Origin of the sequence: Aeromicrobium jepli, assembly GCF_047246605.1 — a bacterium.
GTDB lineage: Bacteria > Actinomycetota > Actinomycetes > Propionibacteriales > Nocardioidaceae > Aeromicrobium.
This window is the reverse complement of the sequence record NZ_JBFOKO010000002.1, coordinates 364,350-382,550: the sequence shown is the minus strand read 5'-3', so window position 1 is coordinate 382,550 and position 18,201 is coordinate 364,350. Positions and strand designations below refer to the sequence as shown.

General features: G+C 71.7%; 19 protein-coding genes. 16 read left to right on the top strand and 3 right to left on the bottom strand.

Annotated features, from left to right (window positions below; all coding sequences use genetic code 11):
* Window positions 1–19: 19 nt before the first annotated feature.
* The 14 genes from AB3M81_RS05510 to dapB all read left to right on the top strand — a co-directional run bounded on the left by AB3M81_RS05510 (window position 20) and on the right by dapB (window position 15,267).
* The gene (locus AB3M81_RS05510) at window positions 20–1,198 is read left to right on the top strand and encodes a homogentisate 1,2-dioxygenase (RefSeq protein WP_412902898.1); all 1,179 of its coding nucleotides are present in this window, start codon (window positions 20–22) and stop codon (window positions 1,196–1,198) included.
* The gene (locus AB3M81_RS05505) at window positions 1,195–1,890 is read left to right on the top strand and encodes a hypothetical protein (RefSeq protein WP_412902897.1); all 696 of its coding nucleotides are present in this window, start codon (window positions 1,195–1,197) and stop codon (window positions 1,888–1,890) included. Before AB3M81_RS05510 ends, AB3M81_RS05505 begins: the two co-directional genes overlap by 4 nt.
* Complete coding sequence (gene fahA, locus AB3M81_RS05500; RefSeq protein ID WP_412902896.1) at window positions 1,887–3,047, top strand: fumarylacetoacetase; 1,161 nt, start codon at window positions 1,887–1,889, stop codon at window positions 3,045–3,047. Before AB3M81_RS05505 ends, fahA begins: the two co-directional genes overlap by 4 nt.
* A 1-nt stretch (window position 3,048) precedes the next feature.
* The gene (locus AB3M81_RS05495; RefSeq protein ID WP_412902895.1) at window positions 3,049–3,933 is read left to right on the top strand and encodes a phenylalanine 4-monooxygenase; all 885 of its coding nucleotides are present in this window, start codon (window positions 3,049–3,051) and stop codon (window positions 3,931–3,933) included.
* A gap of 33 nt (window positions 3,934–3,966) precedes the next feature.
* Window positions 3,967–4,902: a bifunctional riboflavin kinase/FAD synthetase gene (locus AB3M81_RS05490; RefSeq protein ID WP_412902894.1), complete on the top strand. Its 936-nt coding sequence runs from the start codon at window positions 3,967–3,969 to the stop codon at window positions 4,900–4,902.
* A 162-nt stretch (window positions 4,903–5,064) separates the two neighbouring features.
* On the top strand, window positions 5,065–5,328 hold the full coding sequence (gene rpsO / locus AB3M81_RS05485) for a 30S ribosomal protein S15 (protein ID WP_412903134.1): 264 nt from the start codon (window positions 5,065–5,067) through the stop codon (window positions 5,326–5,328).
* A gap of 207 nt (window positions 5,329–5,535) precedes the next feature.
* Window positions 5,536–7,755 (top strand): polyribonucleotide nucleotidyltransferase, encoded by a 2,220-nt coding sequence (locus tag AB3M81_RS05480; RefSeq protein WP_412902893.1) that lies wholly within the window; start codon window positions 5,536–5,538, stop codon window positions 7,753–7,755.
* Window positions 7,756–7,970: 215 nt separating this feature from the next.
* Window positions 7,971–9,209, top strand: coding sequence for an ABC transporter substrate-binding protein (locus AB3M81_RS05475; protein ID WP_412902892.1), 1,239 nt, complete (start codon window positions 7,971–7,973; stop codon window positions 9,207–9,209).
* A gap of 87 nt (window positions 9,210–9,296) precedes the next feature.
* Window positions 9,297–10,199 (top strand): carbohydrate ABC transporter permease, encoded by a 903-nt coding sequence (locus tag AB3M81_RS05470; RefSeq protein WP_412902891.1) that lies wholly within the window; start codon window positions 9,297–9,299, stop codon window positions 10,197–10,199.
* A 1-nt stretch (window position 10,200) separates the two neighbouring features.
* Window positions 10,201–11,073, top strand: a complete 873-nt coding sequence (locus tag AB3M81_RS05465) for a carbohydrate ABC transporter permease (protein ID WP_412902890.1) — start codon at window positions 10,201–10,203, stop codon at window positions 11,071–11,073.
* Window positions 11,070–12,425, top strand: coding sequence for a GH1 family beta-glucosidase (locus AB3M81_RS05460; protein ID WP_412902889.1), 1,356 nt, complete (start codon window positions 11,070–11,072; stop codon window positions 12,423–12,425). The genes AB3M81_RS05465 and AB3M81_RS05460 overlap by 4 nt, the downstream gene beginning before the upstream one ends.
* Window positions 12,422–13,426, top strand: a complete 1,005-nt coding sequence (locus AB3M81_RS05455) for a LacI family DNA-binding transcriptional regulator (RefSeq protein WP_412902888.1) — start codon at window positions 12,422–12,424, stop codon at window positions 13,424–13,426. The genes AB3M81_RS05460 and AB3M81_RS05455 overlap by 4 nt, the downstream gene beginning before the upstream one ends.
* Window positions 13,423–14,487: an ABC transporter ATP-binding protein gene (locus AB3M81_RS05450; RefSeq protein ID WP_412902887.1), complete on the top strand. Its 1,065-nt coding sequence runs from the start codon at window positions 13,423–13,425 to the stop codon at window positions 14,485–14,487. Before AB3M81_RS05455 ends, AB3M81_RS05450 begins: the two co-directional genes overlap by 4 nt.
* 33 nt (window positions 14,488–14,520) lie before the next feature.
* On the top strand, window positions 14,521–15,267 hold the full coding sequence (gene dapB, locus AB3M81_RS05445) for a 4-hydroxy-tetrahydrodipicolinate reductase (RefSeq protein ID WP_412902886.1): 747 nt from the start codon (window positions 14,521–14,523) through the stop codon (window positions 15,265–15,267).
* A 1-nt stretch (window position 15,268) separates the two neighbouring features.
* Here the strand turns inward: dapB and AB3M81_RS05440 are convergent, their stop codons facing one another.
* The 3 genes from AB3M81_RS05440 to AB3M81_RS05430 are packed head-to-tail and all read right to left on the bottom strand — an operon-like array spanning window position 15,269 to window position 16,789.
* A complete protein-coding gene (locus AB3M81_RS05440; protein ID WP_412902885.1) occupies window positions 15,269–15,580 on the bottom strand; it encodes an AzlD domain-containing protein in 312 nt (103 codons plus the stop codon).
* Window positions 15,573–16,262 (bottom strand): AzlC family ABC transporter permease, encoded by a 690-nt coding sequence (locus tag AB3M81_RS05435; RefSeq protein WP_412902884.1) that lies wholly within the window; start codon window positions 16,260–16,262, stop codon window positions 15,573–15,575. The genes AB3M81_RS05440 and AB3M81_RS05435 overlap by 8 nt, the downstream gene beginning before the upstream one ends.
* Window positions 16,259–16,789, bottom strand: coding sequence for a GNAT family N-acetyltransferase (locus tag AB3M81_RS05430; protein ID WP_412902883.1), 531 nt, complete (start codon window positions 16,787–16,789; stop codon window positions 16,259–16,261). The genes AB3M81_RS05435 and AB3M81_RS05430 overlap by 4 nt, the downstream gene beginning before the upstream one ends.
* A 91-nt stretch (window positions 16,790–16,880) precedes the next feature.
* On the opposite strand from AB3M81_RS05430, the gene AB3M81_RS05425 reads away from it, so the two are divergent.
* A complete protein-coding gene (locus AB3M81_RS05425) occupies window positions 16,881–17,675 on the top strand; it encodes a thymidylate synthase (protein WP_412902882.1) in 795 nt (264 codons plus the stop codon).
* Window positions 17,675–18,163 carry a dihydrofolate reductase gene (locus tag AB3M81_RS05420; RefSeq protein ID WP_412902881.1) on the top strand — a complete coding sequence of 163 codons (489 nt, stop codon included), beginning with the start codon at window positions 17,675–17,677 and terminating at the stop codon, window positions 18,161–18,163. Before AB3M81_RS05425 ends, AB3M81_RS05420 begins: the two co-directional genes overlap by 1 nt.
* The last annotated feature ends 38 nt before the right edge of the window (window positions 18,164–18,201 follow it).

Below are 18,201 nucleotides of genomic sequence, written 5' to 3'. Positions count from 1 at the left end.
GGGACTTCCAGGAGACGACATGGCCCACTACCGGCGCGCGGGGCACGTCCCGCCGAAGCGTCACACCCAGCACCGGGCGCCCGACGGCTCCCTCTACCGCGAGGAGCTGATGGGCGAGGAGGGCTTCAGCTCGGACTCGTCGCTGCTCTACCACGTCGGCGTGCCCTCGGCGATCGTCGAGGCGCGCACGTGGGAGCTGCCGGACCAGGCGACCGTCCCGAACGAGCCGCTGCTGCCGCGCCACCTGCGACTGCACGACCTCTTCGACGACGCCGACCGCGATCTCGTGCGCGGACGCCGACTCGTCCTGGGGAACGCGGACGTGCGCATCTCGTACGTCGTGGGGGAGCACGAGTCGCCGCTCTACCGGAACGCCACCGGCGACGAGTGCGTGTTCGTCGAGAGCGGCAGCGGAGTCCTGGAGACCGTCTTCGGCCACCTGCCGTTCGGCCCCGGCGACTACCTCGTCGTGCCGCGCGCGACGACGCACCGGTGGGTCCCCGACGGTCCGGTGCGGGCGTACTGCATCGAGGCGAACAGCCACATCGGGCCGCCGAAGCGGTACCTCTCGCGCTTCGGCCAGCTGCTCGAGCACGCGCCGTACTGCGAGCGCGACCTGCGCGGTCCCGGCGAGCCCGAGGTGCGCGACGGCAGCGACGTCGAGGTCTACGTCAAGCACCGCGGCACCGGCCCCGGCGGGCTCACGGGGACGGTGCACGTCGTGCCGCGGCACCCGTTCGACGTCGTCGGCTGGGACGGCTGCCTCTACCCGTACGCGTTCAACGTGTCCGACTTCGAGCCGATCACGGGCCGTGTCCACCAGCCGCCGCCGGTGCACCAGGTCTTCGAGGGCACCAACTTCGTGATCTGCAACTTCGTCCCGCGGAAGGTCGACTACCACCCGCTGGCGATCCCCGTGCCGTACTACCACTCCAACGTCGACTCCGACGAGATCATGTTCTACGTCGACGGCGACTACGAGGCGCGCAAGGGCTCGGGCATCGGGAAGGGCTCGATCTCGGTGCACCCCGGCGGCCACTCGCACGGCCCGCAGCCGTCGGCGATCGAGGCGAGCCTCGGTGCTGAGTCCTTCGACGAGCTCGCCGTCATGGTGGACACGTTCCGGCCGCTCGAGCTCGGCGAGGGCGGCCGCGCGGTCGACGACGGCGTCTACCACCGGTCTTGGAGCCGCGGATGACGTCGCCCTTCTCGCGCCTGTTCGACGACGCCGCCGTCTTCCCGCCCGGCGACGCCCCCGTGGACGTCGCCGTGAAGCAGCACGTCGCCCGCGCGGCCGCGCCCGAGGGCGCCTACGTGGGGCCGTTCGTGTGCGACGTGGCCCGGCTGCCCGCGCTCGTGGGGACGGGGGCGGCGCTCGACGTCTCGCTGGTCGGCGCCGCCGGCGAGATCGGCCCGGCGCTGGACTCGCTCACCGGGTCGCCCGTGCGCGTCGTTTCCGTCGAGGTGCGAGGGCCGGTCGAGGCGCCGCCGGACGTCACGGTGCCCGTGGCCGTCGAGATGCCGTGGGGGACCGGCTTCACGGTGCCGCCGGGGGCCCTGCTGAAGCTGCGCTGCGGCGGCGCACACGTCCCGAGCGCCGACGAGCTGGGTGACGCGATCTCGCACTGCGTCCGCCACGACCAGCCGTTCAAGCTGACCGCCGGCCTGCACGCCGCGGTCGCGCACGAGGGGGCACACGGCTTCGTCAACGTCATGGCCGCCGTCGTCGCGACGCAGCGAGGCCAGGATCCCGCTCCCGTGCTCCGGGCGGACGCCGATGGGCTGGACCTCGCGTCGCTCAGGGAGTCGCGTCGGCTGTTCCGCTCCGTCGGGACGTGCAGCATCGACGAGCCGCTGGCCGGCCTGCGCGCGCTGGGGCTGCTGCCATGACGGACTTCGCCCCGGGCACGCTCCCGTTCTGCAGCTTCACGGCACCCGGCCTCGACGGCCGTCGTGTCGGCGTCGGCGTGGGCACCGGCGTCCTCGACCTCACGGCGCAGGCCGAGGAGGTCGTGCCCGGTCATGCCGGCCTGTTCGCCGCGGGCACGCTCGACGCGTTCCTCGCGGCGGGTCCGCGCGCCTGGACCGAGGTGCGCGCCGCCCTGCTGGACCACGAGTCGTCCGCCGCGACCCTCCCGCAGGACGAGGTGACGCTCCACCTGCCGTTCTCCGTCGCGGACTACGTCGACTTCTACGCATCGCGCCACCACGCCACGAACGTGGGCCGCATCTTCCGTCCCGACGGCGAGCCGCTGACCCCGAACTGGGACCACCTGCCGATCGGCTACCACGGCCGCGCCGGGACCGTCGTCGTCTCCGGCACGCCGATCCGCCGCCCGTCCGGCCAGCGCCGCACGCCAGACGGGGTCGTGTTCGGCCCGAGCGCCCGGCTCGACATCGAGGCCGAGGTCGGCTTCGTCGTCGGTGCGGGCTCGGCGCTGGGCGAGCCGGTGGGCGCCGAGGCGTTCGAGGACCACGTGTTCGGCGTCTGCGTCGTCAACGACTGGTCGGCACGCGACATCCAGTCCTGGGAGTACGTGCCGCTCGGGCCGTTCCTGGGCAAGTCCTTCGCGACCTCCGTGTCGCCGTGGATCGTGTCGCTGGCCGCGCTGGAGGAGGCGCGCACCGAGCCGCCGGAGCCGCACGCCGAGCTCCAGGACTACCTGCGGCCGGCGGGCTACGGCCTCGACCTCGAGCTGACGGTCGAGGTCAACGGCACGGTCGTGTCGCGCCCGCCGTTCGCGTCGATGGGCTGGACGCCCGCGCAGATGCTCGCGCACCTCACGGTGAACGGCGCCTCGCTGCGCCCGGGCGACCTGTTCGCCTCGGGCACGGTCAGCGGGCCCGAGCCGGACCAGTGGGGGTCGCTGCTGGAGCTCACGTGGAACGGCACGCGCCCGGTGGCGCTCGACGGCACGGGCGAGCGGGGCTTCCTGGCCGACGGCGACCGGGTGGTGATCGCGGCGGCGGCGCGCTGCCGCGACGGACGGCTGCTGCCGCTGGGCGAGGTCGACGGAGTCGTGGCCGCGGGCCACGGGGAGGAGTGACATGTTCGAGGAAGGCCAGTACTTCGCGCCGGTCGTGAAGAAGGGCGACGGCAGCGTCTCGGTCGAGCTGGGGGAGGGCCACCCCGGCCTCGCGGACCCCGTCTACCGCGAGCGCCGCGACCGGATCGCGACGGCCGCCGCGCAGTGGAGCCCGGGCGAGCCCGCGCCGGTGATCGACTACACCGACGAGGAGCACGAGGTGTGGCGGATCGTGTGCGAGGACCTGCGGGACAAGCACCGCCGCTACGCGTGCCGCGAGTACCTCGACGGCAAGGAGGCGTTCGGCCTGCCGGACGACCACGTGCCCCAGCTCGCCGACCTCGACGCGGCCCTCGCGCCCCTCACCGGGTTCGGGTACCAGCCCGCCGCGGGACTCGTGCCCCTGCGCGAGTTCTACGGCGCGCTGGCAGACCGGCACTTCTGGGCGACGCAGTACGTCCGTCACCACTCGGTCCCGCTCTACACGCCCGAGCCCGACGTGCTCCACGAGGTCGTCGGGCACGGCAACACGCTCGCCGACCGCCGCTTCACCGAGCTGTACGAGGTCGCCGGCCGGGCCGCGCGCCGCGTCGAGTCCGAGGAGGCGCTGCAGTTCGTCAGCAAGGTCTTCTGGTTCACGCTCGAGTTCGGCGTGGTGCACGAGGACGACGGGCTCAAGGCGTATGGCGCGGGCATCCTGTCCAGCCCCGGCGAGATCGAGGAGTTCCGCGGCATGACGATCAAGCCGCTCGACCTGGCCGACATGGGCACGACCGAGTACGACATCACGCACTACCAGGAGGTGCTGTTCGCGGCGTCGTCGTTCAGCCAGGTGCAGGATGTCGTGGGCGAGTTCTGGGACACGTGCACGGACGACTCGATCGCGGCGATGACGGTCGCTGCCTGAGGCCCGCGAGGAGGCCTGTGGCAGAGTGTCGCCGTGGCGATCTGGAAGGCGGTGGACGGGGCTCCCGACACCTCGGTGACCGAGCCGACCGCCGTGACGATCGGCAACTTCGACGGCGTGCACCGCGGCCACCAGTCCCTGCTGGCCGCCACGCGCGCCGCGGGCGGGGGCGAGCTCGCCACCGTGGCGATCACGTTCGACCCGCACCCCGTCGCGATCTTCGCGCCCGATCGCGCCCCCAAGCGCCTCACGACCCTGGAGCGCCGCATCGAGCTGCTGCACCAGCACGGCGCCGACCACGTGCGCGTCCTGGACTTCAGCCGCGAGATGGCCGCCTGGTCGCCCGAGGAGTTCGTCGAGCGCGTCGTGCTGGACCAGTGCCACGCCCGCGCGGTGATCGTCGGCTCGGGCTTCCGGTACGGCAGCCGCGCGACCGGCTCGATCGAGACGCTCGCCGCGTCCGGTGAGCAGCACGGCTTCACGGCCGCCGAGGTCGACCTCGCCGGCGACGGCGACGCCTTCTCCTCCACGCGCGTGCGCGAGGCCGTCGCCGGGGGCGACGTCGAGCGCGCGGCGCGGATCCTGGGCCGGCCGCACGAGGTCACCGGCACGGTCGTGGCGGGGGACCGGCGCGGTCGCGAGCTCGGCTTCCCGACGGCCAACGTCCCCGTCGACGACACGTGCGCGGTCCCGCCCGACGGCGTCTACGCCACGCGCGTCGTCCTGCCCGACGGCACGCGGCTGCCGGCGGCCACCTCGATCGGCACCAACCCCACGTTCGAGGGCGTGGCCGGCCGCCGCGTCGAGTCCTACGTGCTGGACCGCGACGACCTCGACCTCTACGGCGCCACGGTGACGGTCGAGTTCGTCGCGCGGTTGCGCGCCATGGTCGCCTACACGACGCTCGAGGCGCTCGTGGAGCAGATGCACCGAGACGTCGAGGACGCCCGGGCCGCCCTGGCCTCCTGACACCCGCGTGGCGATTAGGGCCCCCCGAGCCCGCGCTGGTAGCCTGAGAGGTGCCGTAGAACGGCCACGGACAGAGAGTGCCCCGGTGAACAGGCCCGGGCGCGCCGTGCAACGGAACCTCCAAGGAGAAAATTCGTGTCGAAGAAGACCGCTGCCCCCACGGTGGCTGACCTGTCGAAGTCCGAGATCATCGCGCAGTACGCCACGAGCGAGGGCGACACCGGCTCCCCGGAGGTCCAGATCGCTCTGCTGACGGGTCGGATCTCGCACCTGACGGAGCACCTGAAGGAGCACAAGCACGACCACCACAGCCGTCGTGGCCTGCTGCTGCTCGTCGGCCAGCGCCGCCGCCTGCTGAACTACCTGCAGAAGAACGACATCGAGCGCTACCGCTCGCTCATCGAGCGTCTCGGCCTGCGCCGCTGACGACACGGGCGGTCATCCCCTCGGGGGTGGCCGCCCGTTCGTCATGCCCCACAACTGAACACGATTCACCCATGACGAGGACGGCACCGCTCGGTCCTCGGTAGTGGCCCTCGGAGCCCGCCGGGCGCGAGGGCCTCGATCGAAGACCGGCACCCGCAGCCGCCTCGTCCCGAAGACGCAGGGGAGTCCCCTGCAGAAGGGACACACATGTCCGACATCACCACCGTGGAGACCGTGATCGACAACGGTCGCTTCGGCACCCGCACGATCCGTCTCGAGACCGGCCTGCTCGCGCAGCAGGCCGCCGGCTCCGTCTCGGCGTACCTCGACGACGACACGATGCTGCTCTCGGCCACCACGGCCGGCAAGCAGCCCAAGGACCACTTCGACTTCTTCCCCCTGACGATCGACGTCGAGGAGCGCATGTACGCCGCGGGCCGCATCCCCGGCTCGTTCTTCCGTCGCGAGGGCCGCCCCAGCGAGGACGCGATCCTCACGTGCCGCCTGATCGACCGCCCGCTGCGCCCGACCTTCAAGAAGGGCCTGCGCAACGAGGTCCAGGTCGTCATCACGGTCATGGCCCTCAACCCGGACACGCCGTACGACGTGCTCGCGATCAACGCCGCCTCGGCGTCCACGCAGATCTCGGGCCTGCCGTTCACCGGCCCCGTCGGCGCCACGCGCGTCGCGCTCATCGACGGCCAGTGGGTCGCGTTCCCGACGCACAGCCAGCTCGAGGAGGCCGTGTTCGACATGGTCGTCGCGGGCCGCATCGCCGGTGACGACGTCGCGATCATGATGGTCGAGGCCGAGTCCACCGAGGCCACCTGGGAGCTCGTCCAGAGCGGCGTCCAGGCCCCGACCGAGTCGGTCGTCGCCGGTGGCCTCGAGGCCGCCAAGCCGTTCATCCGCCAGCTGTGCGAGGCGCAGGCCGAGCTGGCCAACGCCGCCGCCAAGCCGGTCCAGGAGTTCCCGATCTTCCTGGACTTCCAGGACGACGCCTACGAGGCCGTCGAGCGCATCGCCACCGAGGACCTCAAGCAGGCCCTCACGATCGTCCGCAAGGCCGACCGCGAGGAGCGCGAGTCCGAGATCAAGGCCAACGTCGTCGAGCAGCTCGGCGAGCAGTTCGAGGGCCGCGAGAAGGAGCTCGGCGCCGCCCTGCGCGCGCTGACCAAGTCGCTCGTGCGCCAGCGCGTCCTGCGCGACAAGGTCCGCATCGACGGCCGCGGCCTGGCCGACATCCGCGCCCTGAGCGCCGAGGTCGGCGTCATCCCGCGCGTGCACGGCTCGGCGCTGTTCCAGCGTGGCGAGACCCAGATCCTGGGCATCACGACGCTGAACATGCTCGACCTGGAGCAGAAGCTCGACACGCTCTCGCCCGAGACGACGCGTCGCTACATGCACAACTACAACTTCCCGCCGTTCTCCACCGGCGAGACCGGCCGCGTGGGCTCGCCCAAGCGTCGCGAGATCGGTCACGGCGCGCTCGCCGGCCGGGCCCTGCTGCCCGTCCTGCCGACGCGCGAGGAGTTCCCGTACGCGATCCGCCAGGTCTCCGAGGCGCTGAGCTCCAACGGCTCCACCTCGATGGGCTCGGTCTGCGCCTCGACGCTGGGCCTGCTCAACGCCGGCGTGCCGCTGCGCGCCCCCGTCGCGGGCATCGCGATGGGCCTCATCTCCGGTGAGGTCGAAGGCGAGCAGCAGTTCGTCACGCTGACCGACATCCTCGGTGCCGAGGACGCGTACGGCGACATGGACTTCAAGGTCGCCGGTACGCGCGACTTCGTCACGGCCCTGCAGCTGGACACCAAGCTCGACGGCATCCCGGCAGACGTGCTGGCCGGCGCCCTGCAGCAGGCCCACGACGCGCGCCAGACGATCCTCGACGTCATGGCCGAGGCGATCAGCGAGCCGGACGAGATGAGCCCGCACGCCCCGCGGATCATCACGGTCAAGATCCCCGTCGACAAGATCGGCGAGGTCATCGGCCCCAAGGGCAAGATGATCAACCAGATCCAGGACGACACCGGCGCGAAGATCTCGATCGACGACGACGGCACCGTCTACATCGGCGCCGAGGGCGGCGACGCGGCCGAGGCCGCGCGCTCGGCGATCAACGCGATCGCCAACCCGACGATGCCCGAGGTCGGCGAGCGCTACCTGGGCACCGTCGTCAAGACGGTCGACTTCGGCGCGTTCGTCTCGCTGCTGCCGGGCAAGGACGGCCTGCTGCACATCAGCAAGCTGCGCGAGCTCAACGGCGGCCAGCGGGTCAACAACGTCGACGACGTCGTCAAGGTCGGCGACAAGATCCAGGTCGAGATCGCCGAGGTCGGCGATCGGGGCAAGCTGTCGCTCGTCCCCGTCGTGGAGAAGACCGACGACGCGGCCGTCGAGACGGCCGAGGAGTCGACCGAGGCCTGATCCTCGCTCCCTCGCACGAGGCCCCGCACCCGCTCGGGTGCGGGGCCTCGTCGTCTGCGGCGACCCCGTATGGGAACGCTCCCAAAAAGTTCTTGACGTCGCGTTGTGGCCTGCGTCACACTCATGGGAACGCTCCCATGACCGGGGGTCCGACGGAAGGCACGACGTTGAATCGCACACGACGCATCGCCGCCTCCCTTGCCACAGTCATCGCCTTGTCCGGCCTGGCGGCGTGTGGCGACGGTGGCTCGGGCGACGACGGAGAAGACATCACGCTGCGCGTGAACCTGTTCGGCAAGTTCGGGTACAGCGAGGCGTACAAGAAGTTCGAGGCGGACCACCCGGGCGTCACGATCGTCGAGACGGCCGAGGGCGACCTCGGCAAGTACAACACCAAGCTCACGCAGCAGATCGCCGCCGGCGGCGACGCGGGCGACGTCGTCGCGATCGAGGAGGGCCAGACGGTCGCGTTCCTCGACGCCGCGGACAAGTTCGTGAACCTGCAGGAGCACGGCGGCAACGACGTCAAGGACCGCTGGCTGCCGTGGGTCTGGGACAAGGCCACGACCGGCGACGGCAAGACCACGATCGGCTACGGGACCGACGTGGGCGGCCTCGCGATGTGCTACCGCCGCGACCTGTTCGAGAAGGCGGGCCTGCCCACCGAGCGCGACCAGGTCGGCAAGCTCTGGCCGACGTGGGACGACTTCATCGCCACCGGCAAGAAGTTCAGCCAGGGCATCGGCGACGACAAGGTGCGCTTCGTCGACTCGTCCACCAACACGTACAACACGATCCTGATGCAGCAGGGCGACCACACGTACTTCGACCGCGACAACGAGCTCGTGTTCGAGACGAACCCGGCCGTCCGGACCGCGTGGGACTACGCCGTCGAGATGACCGAGGCCGACCTGTCGGCCCAGCTCAAGGCGTTCAGCGACGAGTGGAACGCGGGCTTCAAGAACGGCTCGTTCGCCACGATCGCGTGCCCCGCGTGGATGACCGGCTACATCAAGGACCAGGCGGGCGAGGCCAACGCGGGCAAGTGGGACATCGCCACGGTGCCCGGGGGCGGCGGCAACTGGGGCGGCTCGTGGCTCGCGGTCCCCAAGACCAGCAAGCACCAGGACATGGCGCTCGAGCTGATCGACTACCTCAGCGACGAGGAGGGCCAGCTGATGGCCTTCGAGGCCGAGGGCCGCCTGCCCTCCCTGCCGGCGCTGTACGAGACCGAGGAGCTGAAGTCGGCGACCAACCCGTACTTCAACGACGCGCCCGTCGGCCAGCTGTTCGTCGCCGGCGCCTCGCAGCTCGAGCCGGTCTACCTCGGCACGAAGAACGTCCCCGTCCGCGACGCGGTCGAGAACGCGCTCCGCAGTGTCGAGAACGGAGAGGTCCCGCCCGCGAAGGGCTGGGACGACGCGACGGCGGCGGCCGAGAAGGCCGCACGCTGACGCACCCCTGACGCGGCCGGTGTCCGCGCGTTCCTCCAGGCGCGGACACCGGCTGCCCTTGTCCACACGACTCGGGAAGGACCTCCCATGGCACGCAGGAAGCTGGCCCGCCAGCAGGGCGCGGGGCTGTCGTTCGTCTCGCCGTACTTCGTCGTCTTCGCGGTCTTCGGGCTGTTCCCGCTCGTCTACACCGCCTGGGTCTCGATGCACGAGTGGACCCTGCTGGCCGGCAAGGTCGAGTTCATCGGCTTCGACAACTACCGCGAGCTGCTCGGGGACGACGCGTTCTGGCGGGCGCTGGTCAACACGTTCGGCATCTTCGTGCTGGCGACCGTGCCGCAGCTGGTGCTGGCGACGGTACTGGCGCAGATGCTCAACACGGGGCTGCGGGCCCGAACGTTCTGGCGGATGGGAGTCCTGCTGCCGAACGTCGCCTCGGTCGCCGCGGTCGGCATCATCTTCGGCCTGATCTTCGCCCGCGACTACGGCATCGCGAACTGGCTGCTGGGCCTGGTCGGGGTCGACGAGATCGACTGGCGGGCGCACCGCTGGTCCTCGTGGATCGCCATCGCGACGATGGTGGACTGGCGCTGGACGGGCTACAACGCGCTCATCCTGCTGGCGGCGCTGCAGTCGGTGCCCAAGGAGCTCTACGAGGCGGCGCGCCTCGACGGCGCCTCGGCGTGGCGGCAGTTCTGGTCCGTCACGGTCCCGATGCTGCGGCCCACCCTGATCTTCGTGACGATCGTCGCCACGATCGGCGGCATCCAGCTGTTCACCGAGCCGCTGCTGTTCAACCCCGGCGCGAACGCCATCTCCGGCGGCAACCAGGGCCAGTTCCAGACCGTCGCGATGTATCTCGTCCAGCAGGCGTTCACGGGCCAGCGCTTCGGCTACGCCTCGACGATCGCCTGGGTCCTGTTCCTCGTCATCGCGGTGGTCGCCGCGATCAACCTGCTGCTGCTGCGGCGCATCCGATCGGCGGACTGACATGGCCATCATCACCCGCACCCGCGAGCACACCCGGCTCCCGCAGGCCCGCGCCACGGGCGCCTCGCCGCTCATGTACGCGACGCTCCTGCTCGTCCTGCTGCTGTCGGCGGCGCCGCTGTACTTCATGCTCGTCATGGCCTCGCGCGCCAACAGCGACATCCTGGGCATCCCGCCGCCGCTGCTGCCGGGCGACCAGCTGGCCACCAACATCGACCGGGTCTTCGCCAACGCCGACGTCCAGTTCGGCAAGGCGCTGCTCAACACGCTGGTCGTCGCGTCGGTCGCGACCGTCTCGGTCGTGGTGACCTCGGCGCTGGCGGGCTTCGCGTTCGCGAAGCTGCGCTTCCGGGGCCGCAACGTCCTGCTCGTCGTGGTGGTCGCCACGATGATGGTGCCCGTCCAGCTGGGCCTGATCCCGCTGTACATGCTCATGACGAAGCTGGGCCTGGCCGGGGGACTGGCGTCGGTCACGCTGCCGTTCCTCGTGAGCGGGTTCGGCGTGTTCTTCATGCGCCAGTACGCCGTGCAGGCCATCCCGGACGAGCTCATCGAGGCCGCGCGGGTCGACGGCGCGTCGACGTTCCGCATCTTCTGGTCGATCGTCTTCCCGGCGCTGCGGCCCGCGGCGGCCGTGCTCGGCCTGCTCACGTTCATGGAGCGATGGAACGACTTCCTGTGGCCGTACATCGCGCTCGACTTCAACCACCCCACCGTGCAGGTCGCGCTCTCGCGGCTGTCCGGTGGCTACTACACCGATCAGGCGCTCGTCATGGCCGGCACCCTCATGGGCACCCTGCCGCTCGTCCTGGTCTTCATCGTGTTCGGCCGGCAGATCGTCGGCGGCATCATGGAAGGCGGCCTCAAGTCATGACCGAGCTCAGCGAGCGGTTCGACCCCGGCTTCGTGTGGGGCGTGGCCACCTCGGCCTACCAGATCGAGGGCGCCACGACCGAGGACGGACGCGGCCCGTCCATCTGGGACACCTTCGCCGCGCGCCCCGGCCACACGTACCTCGGGCACACCGGCGACGTCGCGGTCGACCACTACCACCGCTGGGCCGACGACGTCGCTCTCGTCAGGGACCTCGGGCTGGGCGCCTACCGGTTCTCGATCGCGTGGCCGCGGATCCAGCCCGAGGGCAAGGGACCCGTCGAGCCGCGCGGACTGGCGTTCTACGACCGGCTCGTCGACGGGCTGCTCGAGTCCGGCATCGAGCCGTGGCCGACGCTGTTCCACTGGGACCTGCCGCAGGCGCTCGAGGACGCGGGCGGCTGGCCCGAGCGCGAGACCGCCGAGCGCTTCGCCGACTACGCCGAGATCGTCGCGGACGCGCTCGGCGACCGGATCCGCCACTGGACGACGCTCAACGAGCCGTGGTGCGCCGCGTTCCTGGGCTACGGCGCGGGCATCCACGCGCCCGGCCGGACCGAGCCCGCGGCGGCCCTCGCCGCCTCGCACCACCTCCACCTCGCGCACGGCCTGGCCGTCCCACGCATCCGCGAGGGGCGTCCCGACGCGCAGGTCGGCGTGACCCTCAACCTCTACGCCGTCTCGCCCGCGGACGACACCGGCCGTCATGACGACGCGGCGCGGCGCATCGACGGCCTGATGAACCGCTGGTTCCTCGACCCGGTGCTGCTGGGCCGGTACCCCGAGGACGTGCTGCGCGACGTCGCGCACGACCTGCCGGCCGACCTCGTCCACGACGGCGACCTGGCCACGATCAACGCGCCGATCGACTTCCTCGGCATCAACTACTACTCGCGGCACGTCGTCGCGGCGGGCGCGTGGCCCGGGGCCGCCGAGGTCGAGTTCGTCCAGCGCGACTGGCCCAAGACCGCCTCCGGCTGGGACATCGACGCGCCCGGCCTCGGCGAGGTGCTGGCGCAGGTCCACCGCGACTACCCACCCGTGCCGATCCACATCACCGAGAACGGCGCGGCCTTCGACGACGCGCTCGAGCACGGCGAGGTCCGGGACGAGGACCGCATCGACTTCCTGGAGTCGCACCTGTCCGTCCTGGCCGACGCCATCGACGCGGGGGTGGACGTGCGGGGATACTTCGCGTGGTCGCTGCTGGACAACTTCGAGTGGGCCGAGGGCTACGAGAAGCGGTTCGGCCTCGTCCACGTCGACTTCGACACCCTGGAGCGCACGCCCAAGGCCAGTGCACGGTGGTACGGGGACCTGGCCCGACGCAGCAGCACGAAGGAGCACTCATGACGGACTCGCGACAGCCGACGCTGGAGGAGGTGGCCCGGCTCGCCGGTGTGGGCCGCGGCACCGCCTCCCGCGTCGTCAACGGCTCGGACCACGTCGCGCCGCGCACGCGCGAGGCCGTCGAGCGGGCCGTGCGCGAGCTGGGCTACGTGCCCAACCAGGCCGCGCGGGCGCTCAAGACGCGCCGCACCGACACGGTCGCCCTCGTCATCGCCGAGGACGAGGAGCGCGTGTTCGCCGAGCCGTTCTTCGCCGGGCTGGTCCGCGGCATCTCGCGCGCCGTCGACGAGACCTCGCGGCGCCTCGTGCTGTCGATGGTCCCCGGCGACGCGCAGCTCGCGCGGCTCGGCCAGTTCCTGACGCCGCAGCACGTGGACGGCGTGATGGTGGTCTCGCTGCACGACGGGCTGAGCCTGCCGGGCAACCACGACCTGCCGATCGCGTACGTCGGCCGCCCGCAGGACCCGGACGCGTGCTTCGTCGACGTCGACAACCGCGGGGGAGCGCGGCAGGCCGTCACTCACCTCGTCGAGCGCGGGCGGACGCGGATCGCCATCGTCACCGGCCCGCAGGACATGGCCTCGGGCCGCGACCGCCTCGACGGCTACCGCGACGCGATCGAGGCCGCCGGCCTGGTGTTCGAGGCCGACCTCGTCGAGCCCGGCGACTTCAGCGACGCCAGCGGCGCCGCCGGGGCCGCGGCGCTGCTGGAGCGCCGGCCCGACCTCGACGCGATCTTCGCCGCGAACGACGTCATGGCGCTCGGCGCCCTGCGCGAGCTCTCGCGCCGGGGCGTGGAGGTGCCCGGCGACGTCGCGCTGGTCGGCTTCGACGGCTCCGCCGCCGCGGCCGCCTCCACGCCGGTCCTGACGACCGTGCACCAGCCGCTCGCCGACCTCGGGCGCTCGCTCGTCGAGGTGCTGGCGCGGCGCATCGAGGACCCGGACGCCGAGCCCGGGTCCGTCATCTTGCCCACACGGCTGATCGAAGGGGAGTCGACATGAGCACCGTGGTCTTCGAAGGAGCGACCCGTCGGTTCGACGGACAGGACCGCCCGGCGGTCGACAACGTGGACCTGGAGGTGGCCGACGGGGAGTTCCTCGTGCTCGTCGGCCCGTCAGGGTGTGGCAAGTCCACGACGCTGCGGATGCTGGCGGGACTGGAGGACGTCGACTCCGGCCGCATCCTGATCGGCGGGCGTGACGTGACGCAGCTGCCGCCCAAGGACCGCGACATCGCGATGGTGTTCCAGAACTACGCCCTCTACCCGCACATGACGGTGGCCGAGAACATGGGCTTCGCCCTACGCATCGCCAAGGCCACCAAGGCCGACATCGCCGCCCGCGTCGCCGAGGCCGCCGAGCTGCTGGGCCTGACCGACTTCCTCGACCGCAAGCCCAAGGCCCTCTCGGGCGGACAGCGCCAGCGCGTCGCGATGGGCCGCGCGATCGTCCGCTCGCCGCAGGTGTTCCTGATGGACGAGCCGTTGTCGAACCTCGACGCCAAGCTGCGTGTGCAGACCCGCACCCAGATCGCCGCGCTCCAGCGCCGCCTCGGCACCACCACCGTCTACGTCACCCACGACCAGGTCGAGGCCATGACCATGGGCGACCGCGTCGCCGTGCTCAAGGACGGCGTCCTGCAGCAGGTCGCCGCGCCGCGCGAGCTCTACGACCGGCCGGTGAACCTCTTCGTGGCCGGGTTCATGGGCTCGCCCGCGATGAACCTCGTGGAGCTGCCGGTGCGCGACGGAGCCGTGCCGTTCGGGACGACGCCGCTGCCGGTGCCGCGTGCCGTGACCGACGCGGCCGGCTCCGTCGTGGTGGGGGTGCGGCCCGAGAACCTCAAGGTGGGCCACGAGGGCCTGCCGATCGTGGTCGACGTGGTCGAGGAGCTCGGCGCCGACGCCTACGTCTACGGTCGCGCCGAGGGGATCGCGACACCGCTCGTGGCGCGGGCCGACTGGCGCAACCCGCCCTTCAAGGGCGAGCGGATCCACCTGTCGGTCACCGACCCCGACGGCGTCCACCACTTCGACCCCGTCTCGGGGGTGCGGCTCGGCTGAGCCGGCCGTCGCGCGGTCGATAGGCTCGGGGCCATGACACGCGTGGCGGTGCTGGGTGCGAAGGGCCGGATGGGATCGACGTCGGCGGCGGCGATCGAGGCGGCCGAGGGACTCGAGCTGGTGGCGGGCATCGACGCCGGCGACGAGCTCGACGCGATCACCGAGGCCGGTGCGGAGGCCGCGCTCGTCTTCACCACGCCGGACGTCGCGTTCGACCACGTCCGCTGGTGCGTCGAGCGGGGGATCCACGCCGTCGTGGGCACCTCCGGCTTCGGCGACGACAAGGTCCAGCAGCTGCGCGAGCTCCTCGGGTCCCACCCGGAGGTCGGCGTCATCGTCGTGCCGAACTTCTCGATCGGCGCCGTGCTCATGATGCGGTTCGCCGGCATCGCCGCGCCGTTCTTCGAGTCGGTCGAGGTCATCGAGATGCACCACCCGAACAAGGTCGACGCCCCGTCGGGGACCGCCGTCCGCACGGCCGAGATCATCGCCGCGGCGCGCGAGGAGGCGGGCTCGGCGCCGCTGCCGGACGCCACCGAGACCGACCCGGACGGCGCCCGCGGCGCCAAGGTGGCCGGCATCCCGGTCCACGCCGTCCGCGCCCGTGGCTTCATCGCCTCGCAGGAGGTCGTGCTCGGCGAGGAGGGCGAGATCTTCAGCATCCGCCACGACTCGTCCAGCCGGGAGTCCTTCATGCCGGGCGTCGTGGCAGCGCTGCGCTGGATCCCCGGCCACGCCGGCGTCACCGTCGGCCTCGACGCGGTCCTGGGGCTGGACTGACCTAGCCGGTCACGAGCCGCACGAGCGCCGTCGACGCCGCCGCGGCGATCAGCATGGGCAGGAACGACACGTTCCGCCACAGCAGGAACGCCGCGACGCCGAGCCCGACCACGCGGGCGTCGATCGTCAGGCTCGACCCGGTCGTGAAGCCCTGTACGAGCACGAGCGCCGCCAGCAGGCCGACCGGGATGAACTCGGCCGCGCGGACGGTGACGGGGTGCTCCAGCACGCGTTCGGGGACGGAGAGCCCGAGCAGCTTGAGCGCGTAGCAGCCCGCCACGACCAGCAGCACGCCCCACCACAGCTCAGTCATCGCCCGCCTCCCGGTGCGGCACGAAGCGCAGGCCCACGAGGACGGCGACGAGGCCGCCCACGATGATCGGCGCGCCGGCCGGCGTGAAGGGGACCAGGCCGGCCGCCACGGCGGCCGCCAGCAGCGCCAGCAGGCGAGCGGGCATCGAGTCCAGTCGCGGCCACAGCAGGCCCAGGAACGCGGCGGCGACGGCGGCGTCCAGGCCGATCGCGCGGGGGTCGCCGATCTGCTCGCCCGCCACGCCGCCGATGAGCGTCGTGAGGTTCCACAGCAGGAAGATCGTGATGCCGGTCCACCAGAAGCCGAGACGGGCCTGGTGGGGCTGCTCGCGGCCGATCGACATGGCCGTCGTCTCGTCGATGACGAAGTGCGCGGCGGCCAGGCGGCGGACGCCCCGCAACCGCAGGAAGGGGGCCAGCGTGATGCCGTAGAACGTGTTGCGGACGCCCAGCAGGACGGCCGTCAGCGCACCCGCCGCAGGGGCGCCGCCCGCCGCCACGACGCCCAGGAACGCGAACTGCGAGGCGCCCGTGAACGCCAGCAGCGACAGCGCGCACGCCTGCGCCACGGACAGGCCGCTCGACGTGGCGAGCGCCCCGAAGGTCACGCCGTAGAGCCCGACGCCGATCCCGACGCCGAGCGAGTCGAGGACGACCTCGCGGTCGCTGACCGGCTCGGTCATGCCAGCGACGTGTGGAGGCGGATCTGCTTCACCGGCCCCGTCGCGCCGGCGAACTCGCGGTGGGCGCCGTCCGGCTCCCAGCCGGCGTCGCGCAGCCACGCCCGCAGGACGTCGTCGGTGGGGGAGACCCACCACACGGCGCGCTCGAAGCCGTCGGCACGGACCGTGTCGATGCACGCGTGCAGCAGGCGCGAGCCGTGGCCGGTGCGCTGGTGGTCGCCGGCGACGACGAACTCGCCGACCTCGGCGTCGCGCACCTGGTCGGCGTCGGGGTCGTGGCACGGGTGCACGAGGGCGTAGCCCCGCAGCGTGGCGCGCTCGAGCGCGACGAGGGTGCGGATGCGGGCGTCCTTCGGTGCCGTGATGAGGCGGCCCCAGCGCTCGGCCATCGTGCCCTGGTCGAGGGCGGCCAGCTCGTCGGGGTCGACGGCGTCACCGTAGACGCGCACCCAGTGGTCGCGCTGCAGGGCCGCGATGGTCTCGGCGTCGTCCGGCCAGGCCAGCCGGACCGAGAGGTCGGCGCTCATGCGGCGGTCGTCCGGACATGTGACACGCGGGTCAGTATGTCACCGCGCGGACGGCCCGATCCTGGCGGTGCGCGTTGCTAGTGTTCGTCGCATGCAGGCCTACCTCGAGCTCGTCCGGCGCATCCTCGACGAGGGGGTGGCCAAGGGCGACCGCACCGGCACCGGCACCCGCAGCGTCTTCGGTCACCAGATGCGCTTCGACCTGACCGAGGGCTTCCCGGTCGTCACCACCAAGAAGGTGCACCTCAAGAGCGTCGTCGCCGAGCTGCTGTGGTTCATCAAGGGCGACACCAACACGCAGTACCTGCGTGACAACGGCGTGACGATCTGGGACGAGTGGGCCGACGATAACGGCGACCTCGGCCCGATCTACGGCTACCAGTGGCGCTCGTGGCCGGCCCCGGACGGCCGCCACATCGACCAGCTCAGGGCCGTGATCGAGGCGCTCAAGGCCGACCCGGACTCGCGCCGCCACATCGTCAGCGCGTGGAACGTGGCCGACCTCGACCAGATGGCGCTCGCGCCATGCCACGCGTTCTTCCAGTTCTACGTCGCGGACGGGCGGCTCAGCTGCCAGCTGTACCAGCGCTCGGCCGACGTGTTCCTCGGCGTGCCGTTCAACATCGCCTCGTACGCCCTGCTGACGCACATGGTGGCGCAGGTGACGGGCCTCGAGGTCGGCGAGTTCATCTGGACCGGCGGCGACTGCCACCTCTACGTGAACCACCTCGACCAGGCGCGCGAGCAGCTCACGCGCGAGCCGCTGCCGCTGCCGACCCTGCGGCTCGATCCCTCGGTGACCGACATCGACGGCTTCACGCTCGAGACGGTCACGGTCGAGGACTACCGGTCGCACCCCGCGATCAAGGCCCCGATCGCCGTCTGATGACGGTCACGGTGGCGGTGGCGGTCGGCGAGAACGGCGTCATCGGGTACGAGGGCGGCATGCCCTGGCCGCGCACGGGCGACATGCGCCAGTTCAAGGAGCTCACGTGGGGCCACCCCATCGTCATGGGCCGCGCCACGTACGAGTCGATCGGCCGCCCGCTGCCGGGCCGGACCTCGATCGTGCTGACCCGGCGGGCCGACTGGGACCCCGGTGACGACGGCGTCCTCGTGGCGGGAGACCTCGACACCGCCCTGGCGCGGGCCCACGAGCTCGACGACGAGGTGTTCCTGATCGGGGGCGCCGCCGTCTTCGACGAGGCCCTCGAGCGCGACCTCGTCGACACGATGGTCGTCACGCACGTCCCGCTGAGCCCGCCCGGCGACACGTTCTTCGCGCCGATCGACCCCGACCGCTGGACCGAGGTCGCCCGCGAGTCCCATGCCGGCACGCCCGACTACGAGATCGCCACGTACGAGCGCCGCTGACCCTTGTCCGCAGCGCCTTGCCGGTCCGACACTGGCGA

Bases quoted from the DNA above. Each gene is read 5' to 3' on its own strand.
- dapB (WP_412902886.1), top strand. From the start codon at position 14,521: ATGACACGCGTGGCGGTGCTGGGTGCGAAGGGCCGGATGGGATCGACG.
- AB3M81_RS05455 (WP_412902888.1), top strand. From the start codon at position 12,422: ATGACGGACTCGCGACAGCCGACGCTGGAGGAGGTGGCCCGGCTCGCC.
- AB3M81_RS05420 (WP_412902881.1), top strand. From the start codon at position 17,675: ATGACGGTCACGGTGGCGGTGGCGGTCGGCGAGAACGGCGTCATCGGG.
- AB3M81_RS05510 (WP_412902898.1), top strand. From the start codon at position 20: ATGGCCCACTACCGGCGCGCGGGGCACGTCCCGCCGAAGCGTCACACC.
- AB3M81_RS05425 (WP_412902882.1), top strand. From the start codon at position 16,881: ATGCAGGCCTACCTCGAGCTCGTCCGGCGCATCCTCGACGAGGGGGTG.
- fahA (WP_412902896.1), top strand. From the start codon at position 1,887: ATGACGGACTTCGCCCCGGGCACGCTCCCGTTCTGCAGCTTCACGGCA.
- AB3M81_RS05470 (WP_412902891.1), top strand. From the start codon at position 9,297: ATGGCACGCAGGAAGCTGGCCCGCCAGCAGGGCGCGGGGCTGTCGTTC.
- AB3M81_RS05435 (WP_412902884.1), bottom strand. From the start codon at position 16,262: ATGACCGAGCCGGTCAGCGACCGCGAGGTCGTCCTCGACTCGCTCGGC.
- AB3M81_RS05450 (WP_412902887.1), top strand. From the start codon at position 13,423: ATGAGCACCGTGGTCTTCGAAGGAGCGACCCGTCGGTTCGACGGACAG.
- AB3M81_RS05465 (WP_412902890.1), top strand. From the start codon at position 10,201: ATGGCCATCATCACCCGCACCCGCGAGCACACCCGGCTCCCGCAGGCC.
- AB3M81_RS05505 (WP_412902897.1), top strand. From the start codon at position 1,195: ATGACGTCGCCCTTCTCGCGCCTGTTCGACGACGCCGCCGTCTTCCCG.
- AB3M81_RS05440 (WP_412902885.1), bottom strand. From the start codon at position 15,580: ATGACTGAGCTGTGGTGGGGCGTGCTGCTGGTCGTGGCGGGCTGCTAC.
- AB3M81_RS05495 (WP_412902895.1), top strand. From the start codon at position 3,049: ATGTTCGAGGAAGGCCAGTACTTCGCGCCGGTCGTGAAGAAGGGCGAC.
- AB3M81_RS05480 (WP_412902893.1), top strand. From the start codon at position 5,536: ATGTCCGACATCACCACCGTGGAGACCGTGATCGACAACGGTCGCTTC.
- AB3M81_RS05460 (WP_412902889.1), top strand. From the start codon at position 11,070: ATGACCGAGCTCAGCGAGCGGTTCGACCCCGGCTTCGTGTGGGGCGTG.
- AB3M81_RS05430 (WP_412902883.1), bottom strand. From the start codon at position 16,789: ATGAGCGCCGACCTCTCGGTCCGGCTGGCCTGGCCGGACGACGCCGAG.